Here is a 16111-nt window from a genome sequence, read left to right on the forward strand (position 1 = left end):
GATCGGGCCGGCTACTCCTCGAGAGTTGCCGGCCCGATCGATGCGTCGCTGCTGTTCCCTCCGCTGCGATTGGACCGGTCGGTCGCGCTGGTTTAGAGTCCCGCCGTGCAGATACATCTTCGACACAATCCGTCGTCCACTGTGGCTCGCTGCTACCTCGCGCCCGGCGAACCGCTGCGCGTGGAGAGCGGAGCAATGCTCGCGCATTCCGCCGGGGTGGTTCTCGAAGCGAAGGCGCAGGGCGGCGTCCTGCAGGGACTCAAGCGGTCGATGCTGAGCGGCGAATCATTTTTCGTCACGACGTATACCGCTCCGCCGCAAGGTGGTTGGGTCGACGTGACCGGTGTGCTTCCCGGTGATCTGATCCCGCTGACCATCACGTCCGATCGCCCGTTCTTCCTCAACCGTGGAACCTGGTTGGCCAACTCCTACGGTGTGACGGTCGAGTCCAAGTGGGGAGGCATGTCCAACCTCTTCGGCGGTGAGGGCGGCTTCGGCCTGCGGGCAAGTGGTGACGGTGAAGTAGTGCTGGCCGTCTACGGCGCGATCGACGTCATCGACTTGCAGCCAGGTGAGACGGTCACGATCGATACCGGTCACGTGGTCGCCTACGACCTCGGGATGAACTTCAACATGCGGCGCGCCGTTCAGGGACGCACCATTCAGTCGATGAAGTCCGGCGAAGGATTTGTCTTCGACTTCACCGGACCCGGTCGCGTGCTCGCACAGACCCGCAACCCCAGCGCGTTCGCCGCGTGGCTCTCGGCGATCACCCCGGGCTGATCGCAGTCCCAGTGGTATTCAAGCCCCAGTGGTGTTCAAGCCCCATGGGTGTTCAAGCTCCAGTGATGTTCAGCTCCAGCAATAGTCGGCCAGCAGCGCGCGTGAGTCCGGAACGAACGGCCACGACGGATCCTGCAGGTGGGCGCCGAGTTCTTTCGGCGTCCACCACCAACCTTCGGCGATCTCGCTGGGTTGATGTGCCATCGGCCCGTCGTATCTGAGTTCGAACGCGAACAGGTGACAGCGCAACGGAGAGTTCTTCCACTCACCGTCCCAGGATTTTCGAGCGATTTCCGTCAGTTGGAGTGGCTGATCTGCTGTTCCGAAGATTCCGAGTTCTTCACCCACTTCACGGATCGCAGTTTCCTGCGGCGTCTCACCTGGATCCACGACACCTCCGGCAAGACAGTCGTGATAGCCCCCGAACACCGCTTTCGTGTCGGTTCGGCGATGAACGTAGATGCGAGAGCCGTCCCCGGTGCGAACCAGAACGCCCGCGCTCGCGTGCCAGAGCCCACCCGAGTAGACGACGGAACGCGTTGCTCGGCCGATCGGATTACCCGTCCGGTCGTACACGGCGACTACCTCGTCCGCGGGATTCAGGTCTGCGGTGAGAGGTTGGTGCATTCCTCCAACTGTGCCACGCCTGTAGGCGCCGCGCCGCAATCACATAGGCTCTTGTGTCATGCAGCGGATCATCGGTGTCGAGGTCGAATACGGAATATCTTCACCCAGTGAGCCGTCGGCGAATCCGATTCTCACTTCAACCCAGGCGGTGCTTGCCTACGCCGCCGCAGCGGGCGTGCCACGGGCCAAGCGCACACGCTGGGATTACGAAGTGGAATCTCCGCTGCGAGATGCCCGAGGCTTCGATCTGGGGCGAATGAGCGGTCCCGCACCGGTGATCGACGCGGACGAGATCGGCGCCGCGAACATGATTCTCACCAACGGGGCACGGTTGTACGTCGACCACGCCCATCCGGAGTACTCGGCCCCCGAGGTCGCCGACCCGCTCGATGCCGTGATCTGGGACAAGGCCGGCGAACGAGTGATGGAAGCGGCTGCACGGCACGCCTCCAGCGTGCCGGGTGCCCCACGGTTGCAGTTGTACAAGAACAACGTCGACGGCAAGGGTGCGTCGTACGGCACGCACGAGAACTACCTCTGCTCGCGTGACACCCCGTTCGCCTCGATTGTCACCGGCTTGACGCCGTTCTTCGCGTCTCGGCAGGTGATCTGCGGTTCCGGTCGTGTGGGTCTCGGTCAGTCCGGCGACGACGCCGGATTCCAGCTTTCGCAGCGATCCGACTACATCGAGGTCGAAGTAGGCCTCGAGACCACGCTCAAGCGCGGAATCATCAACACCCGCGACGAACCGCACGCGGATGCGGACAAGTACCGCCGTCTGCACGTCATCATCGGTGATGCGAACCTCGCGGAGATGTCGACGTATCTCAAGGTGGGAACAACCGCGCTGGTACTCGACCTGATCGAAGCGGGTGTCGACCTCACCGATCTGCAACTGGCACGTCCGGTCACCGCCGTCCACCACATCAGCCACGACCCCACGCTGCGCAAGACCGTTGCACTGGCCGACGGTCGCGAACTGACTGGGCTTGCGCTGCAACGTATTTACCTCGAACGAGTCTCGAAGTTCCTCGATCGCGAGGCCGATCGTGACCCGCGAGCGGACGATATCGTCGCCAAGTGGGCGATGGTCCTCGATCTCCTCGAGCGCGATCCCATGGAGTGCGCGAACATCCTCGACTGGCCGGCCAAACTGCGTCTGCTCGAAGGCTTCCGCAATCGTGAGGGACTCGCGTGGTCGGCGCCGCGATTGCATCTGGTGGATCTGCAGTACTCAGACGTGCGACTCGACAAGGGCCTGTACAACCGCCTGGTTGCTCGCGGCTCCATGGAGCGGCTTGTCACCGAACAGCAGGTTCTCGACGCGGTCACGAACCCTCCCACCGACACTCGCGCATACTTCCGAGGCGAGTGCTTACGCCGATTCGGTGCCGATATCGCGGCCGCGAGCTGGGATTCGGTCATCTTCGATCTCGGCGGCGAATCGTTGATCCGCATCCCTACCCTCGAGCCGCTTCGAGGTACCAAAGCGCACGTCGGAGCATTGCTCGACTCCGTGGACAGCGCCGCGGAATTGGTCGATCAGCTCACTCACTGAAATCAGCCGATGCGGCTCGCCGTCGCGTCTCTCCACACCTGACGGTGCCGCTCGGTAGGGTGAAGGTCCGAGCGGGATCAGTTACCGACTCTGCTGGGCCGAACAGGATGCTCGCGAGAGCTCCCTTCACACAAGGAGGTCGACGGCGATGGCTCAAGAACAGACGCAGCGTGCCGGTGGCGGCGAAGACGACGAAACCACTGGTGGCGACGGCAGTGCCGGCCAGGAACGTCGCGAGAAGCTCGCTGCAGAAACCGACGACCTGCTCGACGAGATCGACGACGTGTTGGAAGAGAACGCCGAGGACTTCGTCCGTGCCTACGTCCAGAAGGGCGGCCAGTGACGGTGGATCGCGCGCCCCGGATCACAGACGGGGACACACGGTTGAGCTTCGGCTCGAATCTGTCGTCATTCTCGGAATACCTTCGGGTGCACGCACCGGAACATCTTCCGCAGAACCGCTTCGCCGACACAGGAGGTGTTGTCATGGGCGGGGGAGACGTAGCTCCGCACGGCACCACCATCGTCGCGATCAGCTACGCGGGTGGAGTTCTGCTCGCTGGTGATCGCCGGGCGACGATGGGCAACCTCATCGCCAGCCGTGACGTGCAGAAGGTGTACGTCACCGACGACTACTCGGCTGCGGGTATCGCCGGAACGGCCGGGATCGCAATCGAACTGGTCCGACTCTTCGCGGTCGAGCTCGAACATTACGAGAAGATCGAAGGCGTCCCCCTCACGTTCGACGGCAAGGCCAATCGACTCTCGTCGATGGTTCGAGGGAATCTCGGAGCAGCGATGCAGGGTTTGGCGGTCGTGCCACTGCTCGTGGGTTACGACCTCGACGCGGTCGATCCGTCGACCGCCGGTCGCATCGTCTCCTACGACGTCGTCGGTGGACGATACGAGGAGCGCGCTGGCTATCACGCAGTCGGATCAGGTTCCCTGTTCGCGAAATCGGCGCTCAAGAAGCTGTATTCACCGGGAATCGACGAGGACACTGCGCTTCGGTTCGCTGTCGAGGCGCTGTACGACGCGGCAGACGACGATTCGGCTACCGGTGGTCCTGACCTGACACGCGGGATCTATCCGACAGCGGTCACCATCACCTCGGCCGGCGCCGTGGAGTTGTCGCCCACCAAGGCTGCCGAGATCGCCAGGGAGATCGTCGCGGCTCGCACGGCGACCGCGAGTCCGGAAGGGGAGTCTGCGCTATGACGATGCCGTATTACGCATCAGCCGAACAGATCATGCGCGATCGTTCGGAATTGGCGCGCAAGGGAATTGCCCGCGGACGCAGCGTCGTCGTTCTCACCTATCGCGACGGAGTGCTCTTTGTCGCGGAGAATCCGTCGCGTGCTCTGCACAAGGTCAGCGAACTGTACGACCGTCTCGGATTTGCGGCGGTGGGCAAGTACAACGAGTTCGAGAATCTGCGTCGTGCGGGCATCGTCCACGCGGACATGCGCGGGTACTCGTACGACCGTCGGGATGTCACGGGGCGTTCGCTCGCCAATGCGTACGCACAGACATTGGGAACGATCTTCACCGAGCAGCCCAAGCCCTACGAGGTCGAGATCTGCGTTGCCGAGATCGGGCGTTTCGGGAGTAGTACGCCGGCCCAGCTCTACCGGATCACGTACGACGGTTCCATCGCGGACGAGCAGGAATTCGTGGTCATGGGCGGCACGACCGAACCGATCGTGACGGCGATGCGCGAGTCCTATCAGCGAGACCTCGACCTCGAATCCGCGGTGCGGCTCGCGGTCGGGGCGCTCCAAAAGGGCGGCCCGGCGCCGGCCGGAACCGCCGAGGCGGAACCGCGAACTCTCGACGTGAGTGCACTCGAGGTTGCCGTCCTCGACAGCAACCGTCCACGCCGTGCGTTCAAACGGATCGCGGGGACGGCGTTGGAAGAGATGCTTCCAGCGCCGGCAGCAACCGAGGATGCGCCGCCGGCAAACGGCGACGCACCCTCATAGTCACTGCGTGATTCTGTAGACGGCCACCGCGCCCGGTTCGGTGTCGAAATCGAACCGGCGCGCGTCTGCCACCACTTCACCGTCGGTGGCGATGGCTACCGGTGAATCGGCCACTCGAACCGACATCGACGAGACGAGTTCGCGAACGTAGACCCGCGAGCTGCCCAATGTTCCTGTGGCAGCCGCAAACAGCAGACGTGAGCGCGAGAATTTCTTGTCCGCGCGCAGATAGCGGACGTCGAGTAGTCCCCGGTTCATCTCCGGACGCGACATCGGCACCTGATCAGCGGGGGAGTACCTCCCGTTTCCGACGAACAGCATCCAGATGGTGGTCCGCTTCCCGTCGATGGTGACAGTCATCGGCTCCGCCGCTGCGAGAACACGCATCATCGCGGCTCCCGCGGCCGGCCACTTCCCGAAACGCGGTTCCCACTTTTCCCTCAGACGCACAGCGTCGGGGTATCCGCCGAGGCTTGCGGTGTTGAGAAAACGTGCAGTCACTCCGGAATCCGTGCGCACCACCGCGTGGTCGACAAATGCCGCCTGCCCCGACTCGACTGCCTGTGCGGTCTCCTCGACATTCACCGCCCCGACGTCGCGGGCGAAGTGGTTAAGCGTTCCGCCGGGAAAAACCGCAAGTGGTAGCTCGTGCTTTGTCGCCGCGGTCGCGACCGTGACCACTGTTCCGTCGCCCCCGCATACTCCCAACGCCTTCGGTGAGAGTTCGGGGATCTTGGCATCGATCTGCATGTCGAAGTCGATGTCCGCGTCGAACTGGTAGACGATCGCATCCGGTAGTAGTTCTCGAATCGATTCCACGATCCCGTCGTCCTCGGAGCCCGAACCAGGATTGGTGAAGACCAACAAGCCTTCTCCGCGCGGGAGCGCGGGGACGACGCACTCGGGTCCGAGTTCGGCGGGTTCTTCGTCGCGCACCGCCCACCAACGGCGGGTGCCGGCAGCGATTGCGCCGCCGACCGCGAGGCCCGCGAAGACGTCGGACGGCCAGTGGACTCCGTTGTGAACGCGTGAATACGCCACTGCTGCAGCGAGTGGTGCCAGCGCAGCTCCCGCAACCGGGGATTCCATGGCCACTGCGGCAGTGAATGCCGCTGCTGATGAGGAATGGCCGGAGGGGAACGAGGACGAGGTCGGGATGTCGACTCCTCGCTTGGGGCTCAGCCAGACGCGTGCCGGTGGGCGTCGGCGGGGAAAGAGGGGCTTGAGAATGCCGTTGGCCAGCGCGCTCGAACCGGCCAGTGCGAGCAGCCCGCGTGCTGCTGCCCTACGGGGCCGCCCGCCGATCATCGCGAGCAAGGCGGCGACAACCATCCACAAAACGCCGTGATCGGCGGCTCTGGAGAGAAACCGCATGGTCGGGTCGAGCACGGAAGGGCGCAGTGCTCCAGTACTTTCCATGACTTTGACGTCGCTTCGGACAACTTTTCGGCGAATAAGGCTCACACCGTCACACTATGCCGCTGCCCGACGTTGTCGAGTCGTGACTTACGACGCGATCGAAGTACACGGGTGAACCTCCCATTCTGGTTGTAGTGTCGAAGTGTGCAGAGACGAATCATGGGTATCGAGACGGAATTCGGCGTTACCTGCACCTTTCACGGGCACAGGCGACTGAGCCCCGACGAGGTTGCTCGTTACCTCTTCCGTCGTGTCGTGTCGTGGGGCCGCAGCTCCAACGTCTTCCTCCGCAACGGGGCCCGCTTGTACCTGGACGTGGGTTCGCACCCGGAGTACGCGACGGCCGAGTGCGACAGTCTCATCCAGTTGGTCAATCACGACCGCGCCGGTGAGCGTGTGCTCGAAGAACTGCTGATCGACGCCGAGGCGAGACTTGCCGAGGAGGGGATCGGTGGCGACATCTACCTCTTCAAGAACAACACCGACTCGGCCGGGAACTCGTACGGCTGCCACGAGAACTTTCTCGTCGCGCGCGCCGGTGAGTTCTCCCGCATTTCGGACGTCTTGCTGCCGTTCCTCGTCACGCGCCAGTTGATCTGCGGTGCCGGCAAGGTACTGCAGACACCGAAGGCCGCGACGTTCTGCCTCTCGCAGCGCGCGGAACACATCTGGGAGGGCGTCTCGTCGGCCACCACTCGCTCGCGTCCGATCATCAACACCCGCGACGAACCGCACGCGGACGCCGAGAAGTACCGCCGACTGCACGTGATCGTCGGCGATTCGAACATGGCCGAAACGACGACGATGCTCAAGGTCGGTTCTGCAGCACTGGTGCTCGAGATGATCGAAGCCGGGGTTTCGTTCCGCGATTTCGCCCTGGACAATCCGATTCGTGCCATCCGCGAGGTCAGTCACGACGTGACCGGCAAGAAGCCTGTCCGCCTCGCTGGTGGTCGTCAGGCCAGTGCCCTCGACATTCAACGCGAGTACCACGCCAAGGCAGTCGAACATCTGCGTAACCGCGAACCGGACGCGCAGGTGGAGCAGGTTGTCGACCTGTGGGGTCGCACCCTCGACGCCGTCGAAGCTCAGGATTTCGCGAAGGTCGATACGGAGATCGACTGGGTCATCAAGCGCAAGCTGTTCCAGCGATACCAGGACCGTCACGGTTTCGACCTGTCCGATCCCAAGATCGCGCAGCTCGACTTGGCTTACCACGACATCAAACGCGGCCGGGGCGTCTTCGACGTGCTGCAGCGCAAGGGCTTGGTCAAGCGGGTCACCGAGGACGAGACGATCGACGACGCTGTCGAGAATCCGCCGCAGACCACGCGCGCGAAATTGCGAGGCGACTTCATCACCGCAGCCCAGGCAGCAGGCCGGGACTTCACGGTCGACTGGGTTCACCTCAAGCTCAACGATCAGGCACAGAGAACGGTGCTCTGCAAGGACCCGTTCCGTTCCGTCGACGAGCGTGTCGAGCGTTTGATCGCTTCGATGTAGGTCACCCAATTTCGCGATTTACAACACGGCAGGTCTGTTTTGCGGCGACGCGCCGGGCACGAAAGTGTCCGGCGCGCGTTCGGTTATCGGATAGCCACTAGGATTTCGGCGTGGCGACATCAAAAATCGAGCGGTTGATGAACCTGGTGATCGCATTGCTGTCCACCAGACAGTTCCTCACGGCGGAGAAAATCCGTGACAGTGTGGCCGGGTACAACGAATCCGCGAACTACGAAGCGTTCAGTCGCATGTTCGAGCGCGACAAGAACGAACTTCGTGACCTGGGTGTCCCGTTGGAAACCGGTCTGGCAGGACGGTTCTCGACGGTCGAGGGGTACCGGATCAATCGCAATGCCTACGAGCTTCCGGACGTGGACCTCACCAGCGAGGAATCTGCTGCGGTCGCCGTCGCGGTGCAGTTGTGGGAATCGCCGGAACTGATTTCGGCAGCCCAGAGTGCACTACTCAAACTCCGAGCGGCCGGCGTCCAGGTCGACTCAGAAGTCAGTGCCGCGCCGGTCACCGCGATTCCGGCACGAACCCGGGGTTCGGAGCCCGCGCTCGGCAAGCTGCTTGCAGCGGTCGACGCCGGCCGAGCAGTTCATTTTCAGCACCGCGGGGCATTGAACGAACCGTTCACCGAGCGCACCGTCGAACCGTGGGGCGTCGTCACGCACAACGGCAAGTGGTATCTGGTCGGGCACGACGTCGACCGGGATGCGGTGAGGACCTTCCGGCTCTCCCGAATCGGGGACGACGTCAGGGAGTTCGGCCCGGCCGGTTCGGTTCACAAACCCGAAGGTGTCGATCTCCGCGAGGTCGTCGATCGCGTGACCGGTTCGGGCGTCGTTACCGGGACTGCCACCGTGTGGGTCGCAGACGGCCGCGCGCATGAGCTTCGCCGGCTTGGGACGTCGTCTTCCGATCGGCGGTTGACCGATCGCGACGGCAGCGTGCTGGCCATTCCCGTCCGATCCTGGGAATGGACCGCTCGGTTGATCGCCGGGCACGGGTTGGATGCGCTGGTGTTGGACCCACCGGATTTGCGTGCGGAGGTCGTAGCGAAGCTTCGCGCCGCCGCAGCAAGCCCGGTCACCAGCAATGGACAGGGGGACAACTGATGAGCAATCGACTGTCGTCGCGGTTGGCGCGGCTTCTCAACCTCGTGCCGTACTTCATCGCGAATCCTGGTATCAGTCCCGCCGAGGCCGCCGAGGAACTCGGCGTCAGCACCACCCAACTGATGACCGACCTCAATCAACTGTGGGTCTGCGGACTGCCCGGTTACGGCCCCGGTGATCTCATCGACCTGTCCTTCTCCGAGGAAAGTATCGAGGTCACGTTCTCGGCCGGGATCGATCGCCCGTTGCGCCTCACCTCCACGGAAGCGACGGCATTGCTGATCGCCCTTCGGTCGTTGGTGGAAATGCCGGGGATGGTCGATCCGTCTTCGGCTCAGCGCGCTATCGCGAAGATCGAGGACGCCGCCGGATCGGCCGCGGCACGAGCCATCGGTCAAGATCGAGACACGTCGCCGACGCCGGACATCGCCGAAGATCCGATCGCCGCGACGGTCAGAGCCACGCTCGCGGACAAGACCGCCCTCAGATTGACGTATTACTCGGCCTCGCGTGACGCGGTCTCCGAGCGCATCGTCGACCCCGTTCGCATCGTGTTGGTCGACAACTACAGCTACCTCCAGGCGTGGTGCCGTCAAGCCGAGGGCGTGCGCTTGTTCCGATTCGATCGGATCGACGCTGCCGTCCAACTCGACGAGCCGGCCGACCCGCCGCCGCAGGCCCTCGAGGAGGATTCGAATCTCGAGTTGTTCAGCGGCGACGGTTCCCTTCCGGAAGCACGGTTGTCCATCACCAAAGAGTGGGTGTGGATGCTCGACTACTACCCGATGGACGTCGAGCACGTGAACGACGACGGGTCGGTCGAGGCGACGATGAGTTTCGGAACACTGGAATGGATGGCGAGGCTGGTGTTGGGATTCGGTGAGGGAGTTCGGGTCCTTCATCCACCGGAACTGGTCTCCGAAGTACATGATCGGGCCGTTGCGGCGCTCGACGCCTATGACGTAATCGGTTCGTAAAACTTCGGGAAACGTCACGTTCAGTGAGTTCGCAGGAAACAAACAGGTAAAAGGTAGCTGAAGTAAGTGCTTTGGCACCTCCGAGCGCCGGTTGTGTCCGGTAGCATCGAGGAATCTGATCATGGGAGGTCGTTATGGGTGCAATGCAGCCGATGCATTGGCTGATTGTCGCTGTTGTCGTCGTAATTCTGTTCGGGTCGAAGAAGCTTCCCGATGCAGCACGCGGTCTGGGTCGTTCCCTCCGCATCTTCAAGAGCGAAGTCAAGGAAATGCAGAACGACGATGCGGCGCCCGCAAGCGCGCCGGTCGCACAGCCTGCTCCGGCACAGTTGCCGACGGCCAACACCGCGGTGGTCGCAAACGGTGCAGCAGCACCTGTTGCGCAGCCGACCGAAGTCAAGCCGCTCTAGTACACACTGCGTTCTAACCGGGGTGAAATATTCGTTCACCCCGGTTGTCTGCTGACCAAGACCAGGATGCACAGTGCGTATTCCGTTAGACCCGCGTAACCGCAAGCGGAAGGTCAACCCAGACGGCACCATGTCGTTGGTCGACCACCTGTACGAATTGCGGACTCGTTTGTTGTTCGCATTCCTCGGCGTGATCATCACCACGGCGTTCGGCTTCTTCTGGTACTCACACTCGATACTCGGTCTCGAAAGTCTGGGCGATCTGCTTCGTGGACCGTACTGTGAGCTTCCGTCCGAGAGTCGCGCCAACCTCAGCACCGACGACGCGTGCCGATTGCTGGCGACCGGTCCGTTCGAGCAGTTCATGCTGCGATTCAAAGTGGCGCTCACCGCCGGCATCGTTCTTGCCTGCCCGGTGTGGCTTTACCAACTGTGGGCATTCATCACCCCGGGCCTCTACGCAAAGGAACGTCGATACGCGGTCGGATTCGTCACCGCCGGTGCCGCTCTCTTCATTCTCGGCGCAATCCTGGCGTACCTCGTCGTGGCGAAGGCTTTGCACTTCCTCCTGACCATCGGCGACAACGTCCAGATCACCGCGCTCAGTGGTTCGGAGTACTTCGGCTTCATCATCAATCTGCTGCTCATCTTCGGTGTCAGCTTCGAAATTCCACTGCTCGTGGTCGTGCTGAACTTTGCGGGCATTCTGACGTACGAGCGTCTGAAGGCCTGGCGTCGAGGATTGATCTTCGGGCTCTTCGTATTCGCTGCAGTTGCCACGCCGGGTTCGGATCCGTTCTCGATGCTGGCGCTCGCTCTGGCTCTCACGCTTCTCTTCGAGGTCGCGGTCCAGATCGCTCGTCTCAACGACAAGCGCAAGGCCAAGCGAGCCGGCGAAGACTGGGGCGCACTGTCCGACGAGGAAGCTTCCTCCATCTCGGCTCCGTCCGATCTGAACGAGGCTTTCGACAATCCGACCAAACCCAAGGCCGAATCCAGTGGATTGTTCGGACGTAAGTCCAAGTCCAAGGCTTCGGTCGCGGAGAAATCCGACACTGCCGGCGACAACGCGCCCGGCCAGGATTTCACCGACACTCTCTGAGCGCCGTGCCACCACGTCGGCGGCGTGTGAAACCCTGACGAGGTGGTTATGAACAAGAGTGAACTGAGCACGTTCGCGTCCAGCCTGAAGTTCGAACTCGATCCTTTCCAGGTGAAGGCATGCGTTGCGCTCGAAGCGGGCCACGGAGTCCTTGTCTGCGCACCGACCGGCGCAGGCAAGACCGTGGTCGGCGAGTTCGCTGTCCACCTGGCTCTGGCAGCGGGACGCAAGTGTTTCTACACGACGCCGATCAAGGCGTTGAGCAATCAGAAGTACGCCGAACTCGTCGAGCGCTACGGCGCCAGCGAAGTCGGCCTGCTGACGGGTGATTCGAGTATCAACTCCGACGCACCGGTGGTCGTCATGACCACCGAAGTCCTGCGGAACATGCTTTACGCCAACTCCGAGGCGCTGCGCGGGCTTTCGCACGTCGTCATGGACGAGGTGCACTACCTGGCCGACCGATTCCGCGGGGCGGTGTGGGAGGAAGTGATCCTGCACCTGTCCGAGGATGTTCGCCTGGTGAGCTTGTCGGCCACCGTGAGCAATGCCGAGGAGTTCGGCGCCTGGATGGAGACCGTTCGGGGAGATACCACTGTGGTCGTGGACGAAACGCGGCCGATTCCGCTGTGGCAGCACATCATGGTCGGTCGACGAATTTTCGATCTCTTCGACAGCCGCAGTCACCCTGCCGCTGGGCCGAAGACCGTGCTCGTCGACCAGGATCTGGTTCGCCACGTCAAACAGCGTCAGGCTCTCGAACGCGTCGAGAGCTGGCAGCCGCGTGGCCGCGGACGCCGTGGCAGCTACCAGAGTTCCAATGATTTCCGGCCCCTGCCGCGACCTGACGTCATCGCTCAGCTCGATCAGTCCGGACTGCTACCGGCCATCACCTTCATCTTCAGCCGTGCCGGTTGTGATGCGGCTCTTGCACAGTGCATACGATCCCGGCTGGACCTGACTTCCCCGGAGCAGGTTCGCGAGATAGACACCATCATCGAAAAGCACACCGGCGAACTCCCCGAGGAAGATCTCGAAGTTCTCGGATATCGGGACTGGTGCAAGGCGTTGCGTCGCGGACTGGCCTCTCACCATGCCGGCATGCTGCCGGCATTCCGCCAGACAGTCGAGGAACTGTTCGTCAAAGGTCTCGTGCGGGCGGTTTTCGCGACCGAGACGTTGGCCCTCGGGATCAACATGCCGGCCCGAACGGTGGTGCTCGAACGGCTGGTCAAGTACAACGGCGAATCGCATGCCGAACTGACGCCGGGGGAATACACGCAGCTGACTGGTCGAGCCGGCCGACGCGGTATCGACGTCGAAGGGCACGCTGTGGTCCTGTGGCAGCCCGGTGTCGAGCCGACGGACGTCGCCGGATTGGCGTCGACTCGGACGTTCCCGCTCCGCAGTTCGTTCCGGCCTTCTTACAACATGTCGATCAATCTGGTCGAGCGCATGGGTGCGGCCGATTCACGCAAGCTGCTCGAGCGTTCCTTCGCACAGTTCCAAGCGGACCGCTCGGTGGTCGGCCTGGTGCGTGGCATCGAGCGGAACGAAGAAGCACTGAAGGGTTTGCAGGAGAAACTCGGCGGTGCAGACGGCGAGTACTTCGAATACGCGTCGTTGCGTGAGCGGCTCGGTGCGCGCGAGCGTGCGCTCGAACGTAAGGGCCGCGAGGACCGCCGCGGAGATGCGGTGGAGTCCCTCCGTGCACTCGCCCGCGGCGACGTCATCGCAATTCCCATCGGTCGTCATTCCGGAGTGGCTGTGGTCCTCGTCCCGGACAACGATCCGAAGGACCCACGACCGCTCGTTCTGACTGCCGATCAGTGGGCCGGCCGTCTCTCGTCGGGTGATTTCCCCGAAGCCGCCGAGGTCCTGGGAAAGATGCGCCTGCCCAAGCACGTCGATCACCACACCGCCCGGATCCGGCGCGATCTGGCTTCGGCGTTGCGAAGTACCGGGATCAGTGCGCCCAGGCGGAAGAAGCGCCACAAAGCGGGCGCGTCCGAGGACGCCGAGGTCGCTACTTTGCGTCGCGCGATTCGGTCGCATCCGTGCCACAGCTGGCCTGATCGCGAACATCTGAGCCGGATCGGTGAGCGCTACAACCGCCTGGCCCGCGAAACACAGGCGATGCGGGAAAAGGCTGCGGCCACCACCAACTCGCTGGCGCGGACGTTCGACCGAATCATCGCGCTACTCAAAGAGCGTGAGTACATGACTGCCGAAGCAGCCCCAGAAGTCACCGAATCCGGACGACGACTCAGCCGCATCTACTCGGAAAGCGACCTTCTGGTCGCCGAGTGCCTGCGAACCGGCGCGTGGACGGGTCTCAGCCCGGCCGAACTTGCAGCCGTCGTGTCCTCGGTGGTCTACGAATCGCGTCGGGACGGCGACACCGTTGACCGGGTGCCGACGGCGGCACTTCGTCACGCGCTCAACGACACTCAACGACTCTGGAGCGAACTGCGGTCGGACGAGATTCGCCACAAGCTACCGCCGACGCGGGAACCGGATCTCGGATTCGTCACTGCCGTTTATCACTGGGCGAGTGAGAACTCGCTTGTCGACGCGCTGATCGCGGCCGGAGTGCAGGGCCGTGCACTGTCTGCGGGTGATTTTGTTCGCTGGTGTCGTCAGGTGATCGACCTCCTCGATCAGGTCCGCCTGACTTCGACGGATGCCGACGTTGCGAAGACTGCGGCGCGGGCGGTAGCTGCAATTCGTCGCGGGGTAGTTGCTGTCGACGCAGCATGACCTCAACTATGTGGTTTGATTCGCAGACTGGTATTTCGAGTGGGAGGCGAACATGAGCGGGCCTTACGGACCGAACGATCCGAATCGGCAATGGGGTCCTGGTGATCAGCAGCAGCCGAACGAGCAGCAGTGGGGGCAGAATCCTCAGCAGCCGGGCGGTCAACAGCAGCCTGGTCAGCAGCCCGGCCAGCAACAGCCGTGGGGTCAGCCTGGTCAGACACCGCAGCCCGGTCAACAACCCGGCCAGCAACAGCCGTGGGGACAGCCTGCATACGGGCAGCCCGCGCAGCCGGGTGGTCAGCCTGCGTACGGTCAGCCGCAGCAGCCTGGGCAAGGACAACCCGGCCAGCAACAGCCGTGGGGACAGCCCCAGCAGCAGCCTCCCGGTCAGCCGTGGGGACAGCCCGGGCAACAGCAGGCACCTGACGCAACCCAGGCGTGGGGTCAGCCTCCTGCCGCCGCACCGCAGCAGGCGTGGGGCGCCGCGACTCCCGGCCAAACTCCGGGGCAGCAGAACCAGTGGAACCAGGCTCAGCCGTTCCCGAGTCCCGGTGCGCCCGGAAACCAGTCGGGTAAGTCGAAGAAGCCCCTGATCTTCGGTGCGATCGGTGTTCTCGTCGTTCTGGCAGCTGTCGTGGTAGCTCTGGTGTTCGGTGTCTTCGGCAAGAACACGCTCGATCAGAGCGCGGCTCAGGCCGGCGTCGAGAAGATCGTCACCGAGTCCTACGGGGCAAAGAACGTGAGCAATGTTCAGTGCCCCGCGGATCAGGAAGTCAAGTCAGGCAACAAGTTCACCTGCACGCTCTCGATCGCGGGCGTGAAGTCGAACGTGACCGTGACGTTTGTCGACGACAACGGCACGTACGAGGTAAGCCGCCCGAGCTGACGCTCTACTGATCGGAACGGCTTGCCGCCGCAGCCTTCAGCGCGGCGGCAAGCCGGCCGGCCGAGCGTTCGATGTTCAGCGAGGCCGCCACTTCCTCGAATCGTGCGGGATCGACGGGGGTCGCCGGGAGTTGGTCGTCCTTCGAGAACTGCACGTCCGCGTCGCGAACCACCCGAACGACGGGTAATGCAGCGTCGAGGTAAGCCATTGCTTCCGGTGAAGTGAGTTTTGCGCGAATTCCCTTGGCCATGTCGGATTCCGGATCAGCCGCGGCCGCCCGAAGTCCGGCCAACGAGCCGTAGCGGAGCATCAGCGTCGACGCAGTCTTCTCACCGACACCTTTGATGCCGGGTAGACCGTCGGAGGCGTCTCCTCGCAGTACCGCGAGTTCGGCGTAGGCCTCACCCGCACGGTCTCCGGGCACTCCGTACTTCTCGGCAACCTCGACCGGTCCGAACAGTTCTGCCTTGGACAGGCCACGGCCCACGTAGAGGACACGAACGGGCACGTACTCGTCGGTGACAACCTGCAGTAGATCGCGGTCACCACTGACGACGACGGTGAGATCTTCGCGCTCGGTGGCGGCAAGCGTGCCCAGCACGTCGTCGGCTTCGAGTCCGACAGCACCCGCCGTCGCGATTCCCGCTGCTGCGAGTACGTCCATGATCATGTCGACTTGAGGTGTCAACGTGTCCGGAACTTCTTCGGAGGAACCGTCAGATCCTTCTTCGACGCGATGCGCTTTGTACGTCGGGACGGCGTCGACGCGGAACTGCGGTCGCCAATCCAAGTCGAGGCATACGGCGAGACGACTCGGCTGGTGTTTGGTGATCAGGGACGCCACCATGTCGGTGAAACCGCGCACCGCGTTGACAGGTCTTCCGTCGGGGTCGACGAATGACTCGGGCAGCGCGTAGAACGCACGAAACCACAGGCTGGCACCGTCGAGGAGAAGCAATGGCCCACTCATGGTCACCATCCTG

General features: G+C 63.1%; 15 protein-coding genes. 12 read left to right on the forward strand and 3 right to left on the reverse strand.

Annotation, left to right across the window (positions count from 1 at the left end):
* Positions 1-105 precede the first annotated feature (105 nt).
* Entirely contained in the window at positions 106-783 is a 678-nt protein-coding gene (locus tag DBV08_RS19505) for a TIGR00266 family protein (RefSeq protein ID WP_003944961.1), read from the forward strand.
* 69 nt (positions 784-852) lie between these two features.
* On the opposite strand, the gene DBV08_RS19510 is transcribed toward DBV08_RS19505, so the two are convergent.
* Entirely contained in the window at positions 853-1410 is a 558-nt protein-coding gene (locus tag DBV08_RS19510) for an NUDIX domain-containing protein (RefSeq protein WP_124568548.1), read from the reverse strand.
* A 58-nt stretch (positions 1411-1468) separates the two neighbouring features.
* Between DBV08_RS19510 and dop the strand changes: the two genes are divergently transcribed.
* The 4 genes from dop (at position 1469) to prcA (ending at position 4950) form a co-directional block, all read left to right on the forward strand.
* Entirely contained in the window at positions 1469-2968 is a 1500-nt protein-coding gene (dop, locus tag DBV08_RS19515; RefSeq protein ID WP_095970087.1) for a depupylase/deamidase Dop, read from the forward strand.
* A gap of 148 nt (positions 2969-3116) precedes the next feature.
* The gene (locus DBV08_RS19520) at positions 3117-3311 is read left to right on the forward strand and encodes a ubiquitin-like protein Pup (RefSeq protein WP_003944925.1); all 195 of its coding nucleotides are present in this window, start codon (positions 3117-3119) and stop codon (positions 3309-3311) included.
* Entirely contained in the window at positions 3308-4186 is an 879-nt protein-coding gene (gene prcB, locus DBV08_RS19525) for a proteasome subunit beta (RefSeq protein ID WP_095970088.1), read from the forward strand. The genes DBV08_RS19520 and prcB overlap by 4 nt, the downstream gene beginning before the upstream one ends.
* Positions 4183-4950: a proteasome subunit alpha gene (gene prcA, locus DBV08_RS19530; RefSeq protein WP_095970089.1), complete on the forward strand. Its 768-nt coding sequence runs from the start codon at positions 4183-4185 to the stop codon at positions 4948-4950. The genes prcB and prcA overlap by 4 nt, the downstream gene beginning before the upstream one ends.
* On the opposite strand, the gene DBV08_RS19535 is transcribed toward prcA, so the two are convergent.
* Complete coding sequence (locus tag DBV08_RS19535; protein WP_185564758.1) at positions 4951-6369, reverse strand: bifunctional phosphatase PAP2/diacylglycerol kinase family protein; 1419 nt, start codon at positions 6367-6369, stop codon at positions 4951-4953.
* Between the two features lie 144 nt (positions 6370-6513).
* Between DBV08_RS19535 and pafA the strand changes: the two genes are divergently transcribed.
* The 7 genes from pafA to DBV08_RS19570 all read left to right on the forward strand — a co-directional run bounded on the left by pafA (position 6514) and on the right by DBV08_RS19570 (position 15128).
* Positions 6514-7872, forward strand: a complete 1359-nt coding sequence (gene pafA / locus DBV08_RS19540) for a Pup--protein ligase (RefSeq protein WP_185564761.1) — start codon at positions 6514-6516, stop codon at positions 7870-7872.
* A 110-nt stretch (positions 7873-7982) separates the two neighbouring features.
* Positions 7983-8993 carry a YafY family protein gene (locus DBV08_RS19545; protein ID WP_124568550.1) on the forward strand — a complete coding sequence of 337 codons (1011 nt, stop codon included), beginning with the start codon at positions 7983-7985 and terminating at the stop codon, positions 8991-8993.
* Positions 8993-9970 (forward strand): YafY family protein, encoded by a 978-nt coding sequence (locus tag DBV08_RS19550; protein WP_124568551.1) that lies wholly within the window; start codon positions 8993-8995, stop codon positions 9968-9970. The genes DBV08_RS19545 and DBV08_RS19550 overlap by 1 nt, the downstream gene beginning before the upstream one ends.
* A 134-nt stretch (positions 9971-10104) precedes the next feature.
* A complete protein-coding gene (gene tatA / locus DBV08_RS19555; RefSeq protein WP_003944836.1) occupies positions 10105-10380 on the forward strand; it encodes a Sec-independent protein translocase subunit TatA in 276 nt (91 codons plus the stop codon).
* A 73-nt stretch (positions 10381-10453) separates the two neighbouring features.
* Positions 10454-11482, forward strand: a complete 1029-nt coding sequence (gene tatC / locus DBV08_RS19560; RefSeq protein WP_124568552.1) for a twin-arginine translocase subunit TatC — start codon at positions 10454-10456, stop codon at positions 11480-11482.
* Positions 11483-11530: 48 nt separating this feature from the next.
* On the forward strand, positions 11531-14242 hold the full coding sequence (locus DBV08_RS19565) for an RNA helicase (RefSeq protein ID WP_124568553.1): 2712 nt from the start codon (positions 11531-11533) through the stop codon (positions 14240-14242).
* A 52-nt stretch (positions 14243-14294) separates the two neighbouring features.
* Positions 14295-15128, forward strand: coding sequence for a DUF4333 domain-containing protein (locus DBV08_RS19570; protein WP_124568554.1), 834 nt, complete (start codon positions 14295-14297; stop codon positions 15126-15128).
* Between the two features lie 4 nt (positions 15129-15132).
* Here the strand turns inward: DBV08_RS19570 and DBV08_RS19575 are convergent, their stop codons facing one another.
* Positions 15133-16098: a 5'-3' exonuclease gene (locus DBV08_RS19575; RefSeq protein ID WP_095970259.1), complete on the reverse strand. Its 966-nt coding sequence runs from the start codon at positions 16096-16098 to the stop codon at positions 15133-15135.
* Between the last annotated feature and the right edge of the window lie 13 nt (positions 16099-16111).

The organism is Rhodococcus sp. KBW08 (assembly GCF_003852455.1).
In the GTDB taxonomy this organism is placed as follows: domain Bacteria; phylum Actinomycetota; class Actinomycetes; order Mycobacteriales; family Mycobacteriaceae; genus Rhodococcus_F; species Rhodococcus_F baikonurensis.

Excerpts from the sequence above, each read along its gene's own strand:
- DBV08_RS19510 (WP_124568548.1), bottom strand. The coding sequence starts at position 1,410 with ATGCACCAACCTCTCACCGCAGACCTGAATCCCGCGGACGAGGTAGTC.
- dop (WP_095970087.1), top strand. The coding sequence starts at position 1,469 with ATGCAGCGGATCATCGGTGTCGAGGTCGAATACGGAATATCTTCACCC.
- DBV08_RS19520 (WP_003944925.1), top strand. The coding sequence starts at position 3,117 with ATGGCTCAAGAACAGACGCAGCGTGCCGGTGGCGGCGAAGACGACGAA.
- prcA (WP_095970089.1), top strand. The coding sequence starts at position 4,183 with ATGACGATGCCGTATTACGCATCAGCCGAACAGATCATGCGCGATCGT.
- DBV08_RS19535 (WP_185564758.1), bottom strand. The coding sequence starts at position 6,369 with ATGGAAAGTACTGGAGCACTGCGCCCTTCCGTGCTCGACCCGACCATG.
- DBV08_RS19550 (WP_124568551.1), top strand. The coding sequence starts at position 8,993 with ATGAGCAATCGACTGTCGTCGCGGTTGGCGCGGCTTCTCAACCTCGTG.
- tatA (WP_003944836.1), top strand. The coding sequence starts at position 10,105 with ATGGGTGCAATGCAGCCGATGCATTGGCTGATTGTCGCTGTTGTCGTC.
- DBV08_RS19565 (WP_124568553.1), top strand. The coding sequence starts at position 11,531 with ATGAACAAGAGTGAACTGAGCACGTTCGCGTCCAGCCTGAAGTTCGAA.
- DBV08_RS19570 (WP_124568554.1), top strand. The coding sequence starts at position 14,295 with ATGAGCGGGCCTTACGGACCGAACGATCCGAATCGGCAATGGGGTCCT.
- DBV08_RS19575 (WP_095970259.1), bottom strand. The coding sequence starts at position 16,098 with ATGAGTGGGCCATTGCTTCTCCTCGACGGTGCCAGCCTGTGGTTTCGT.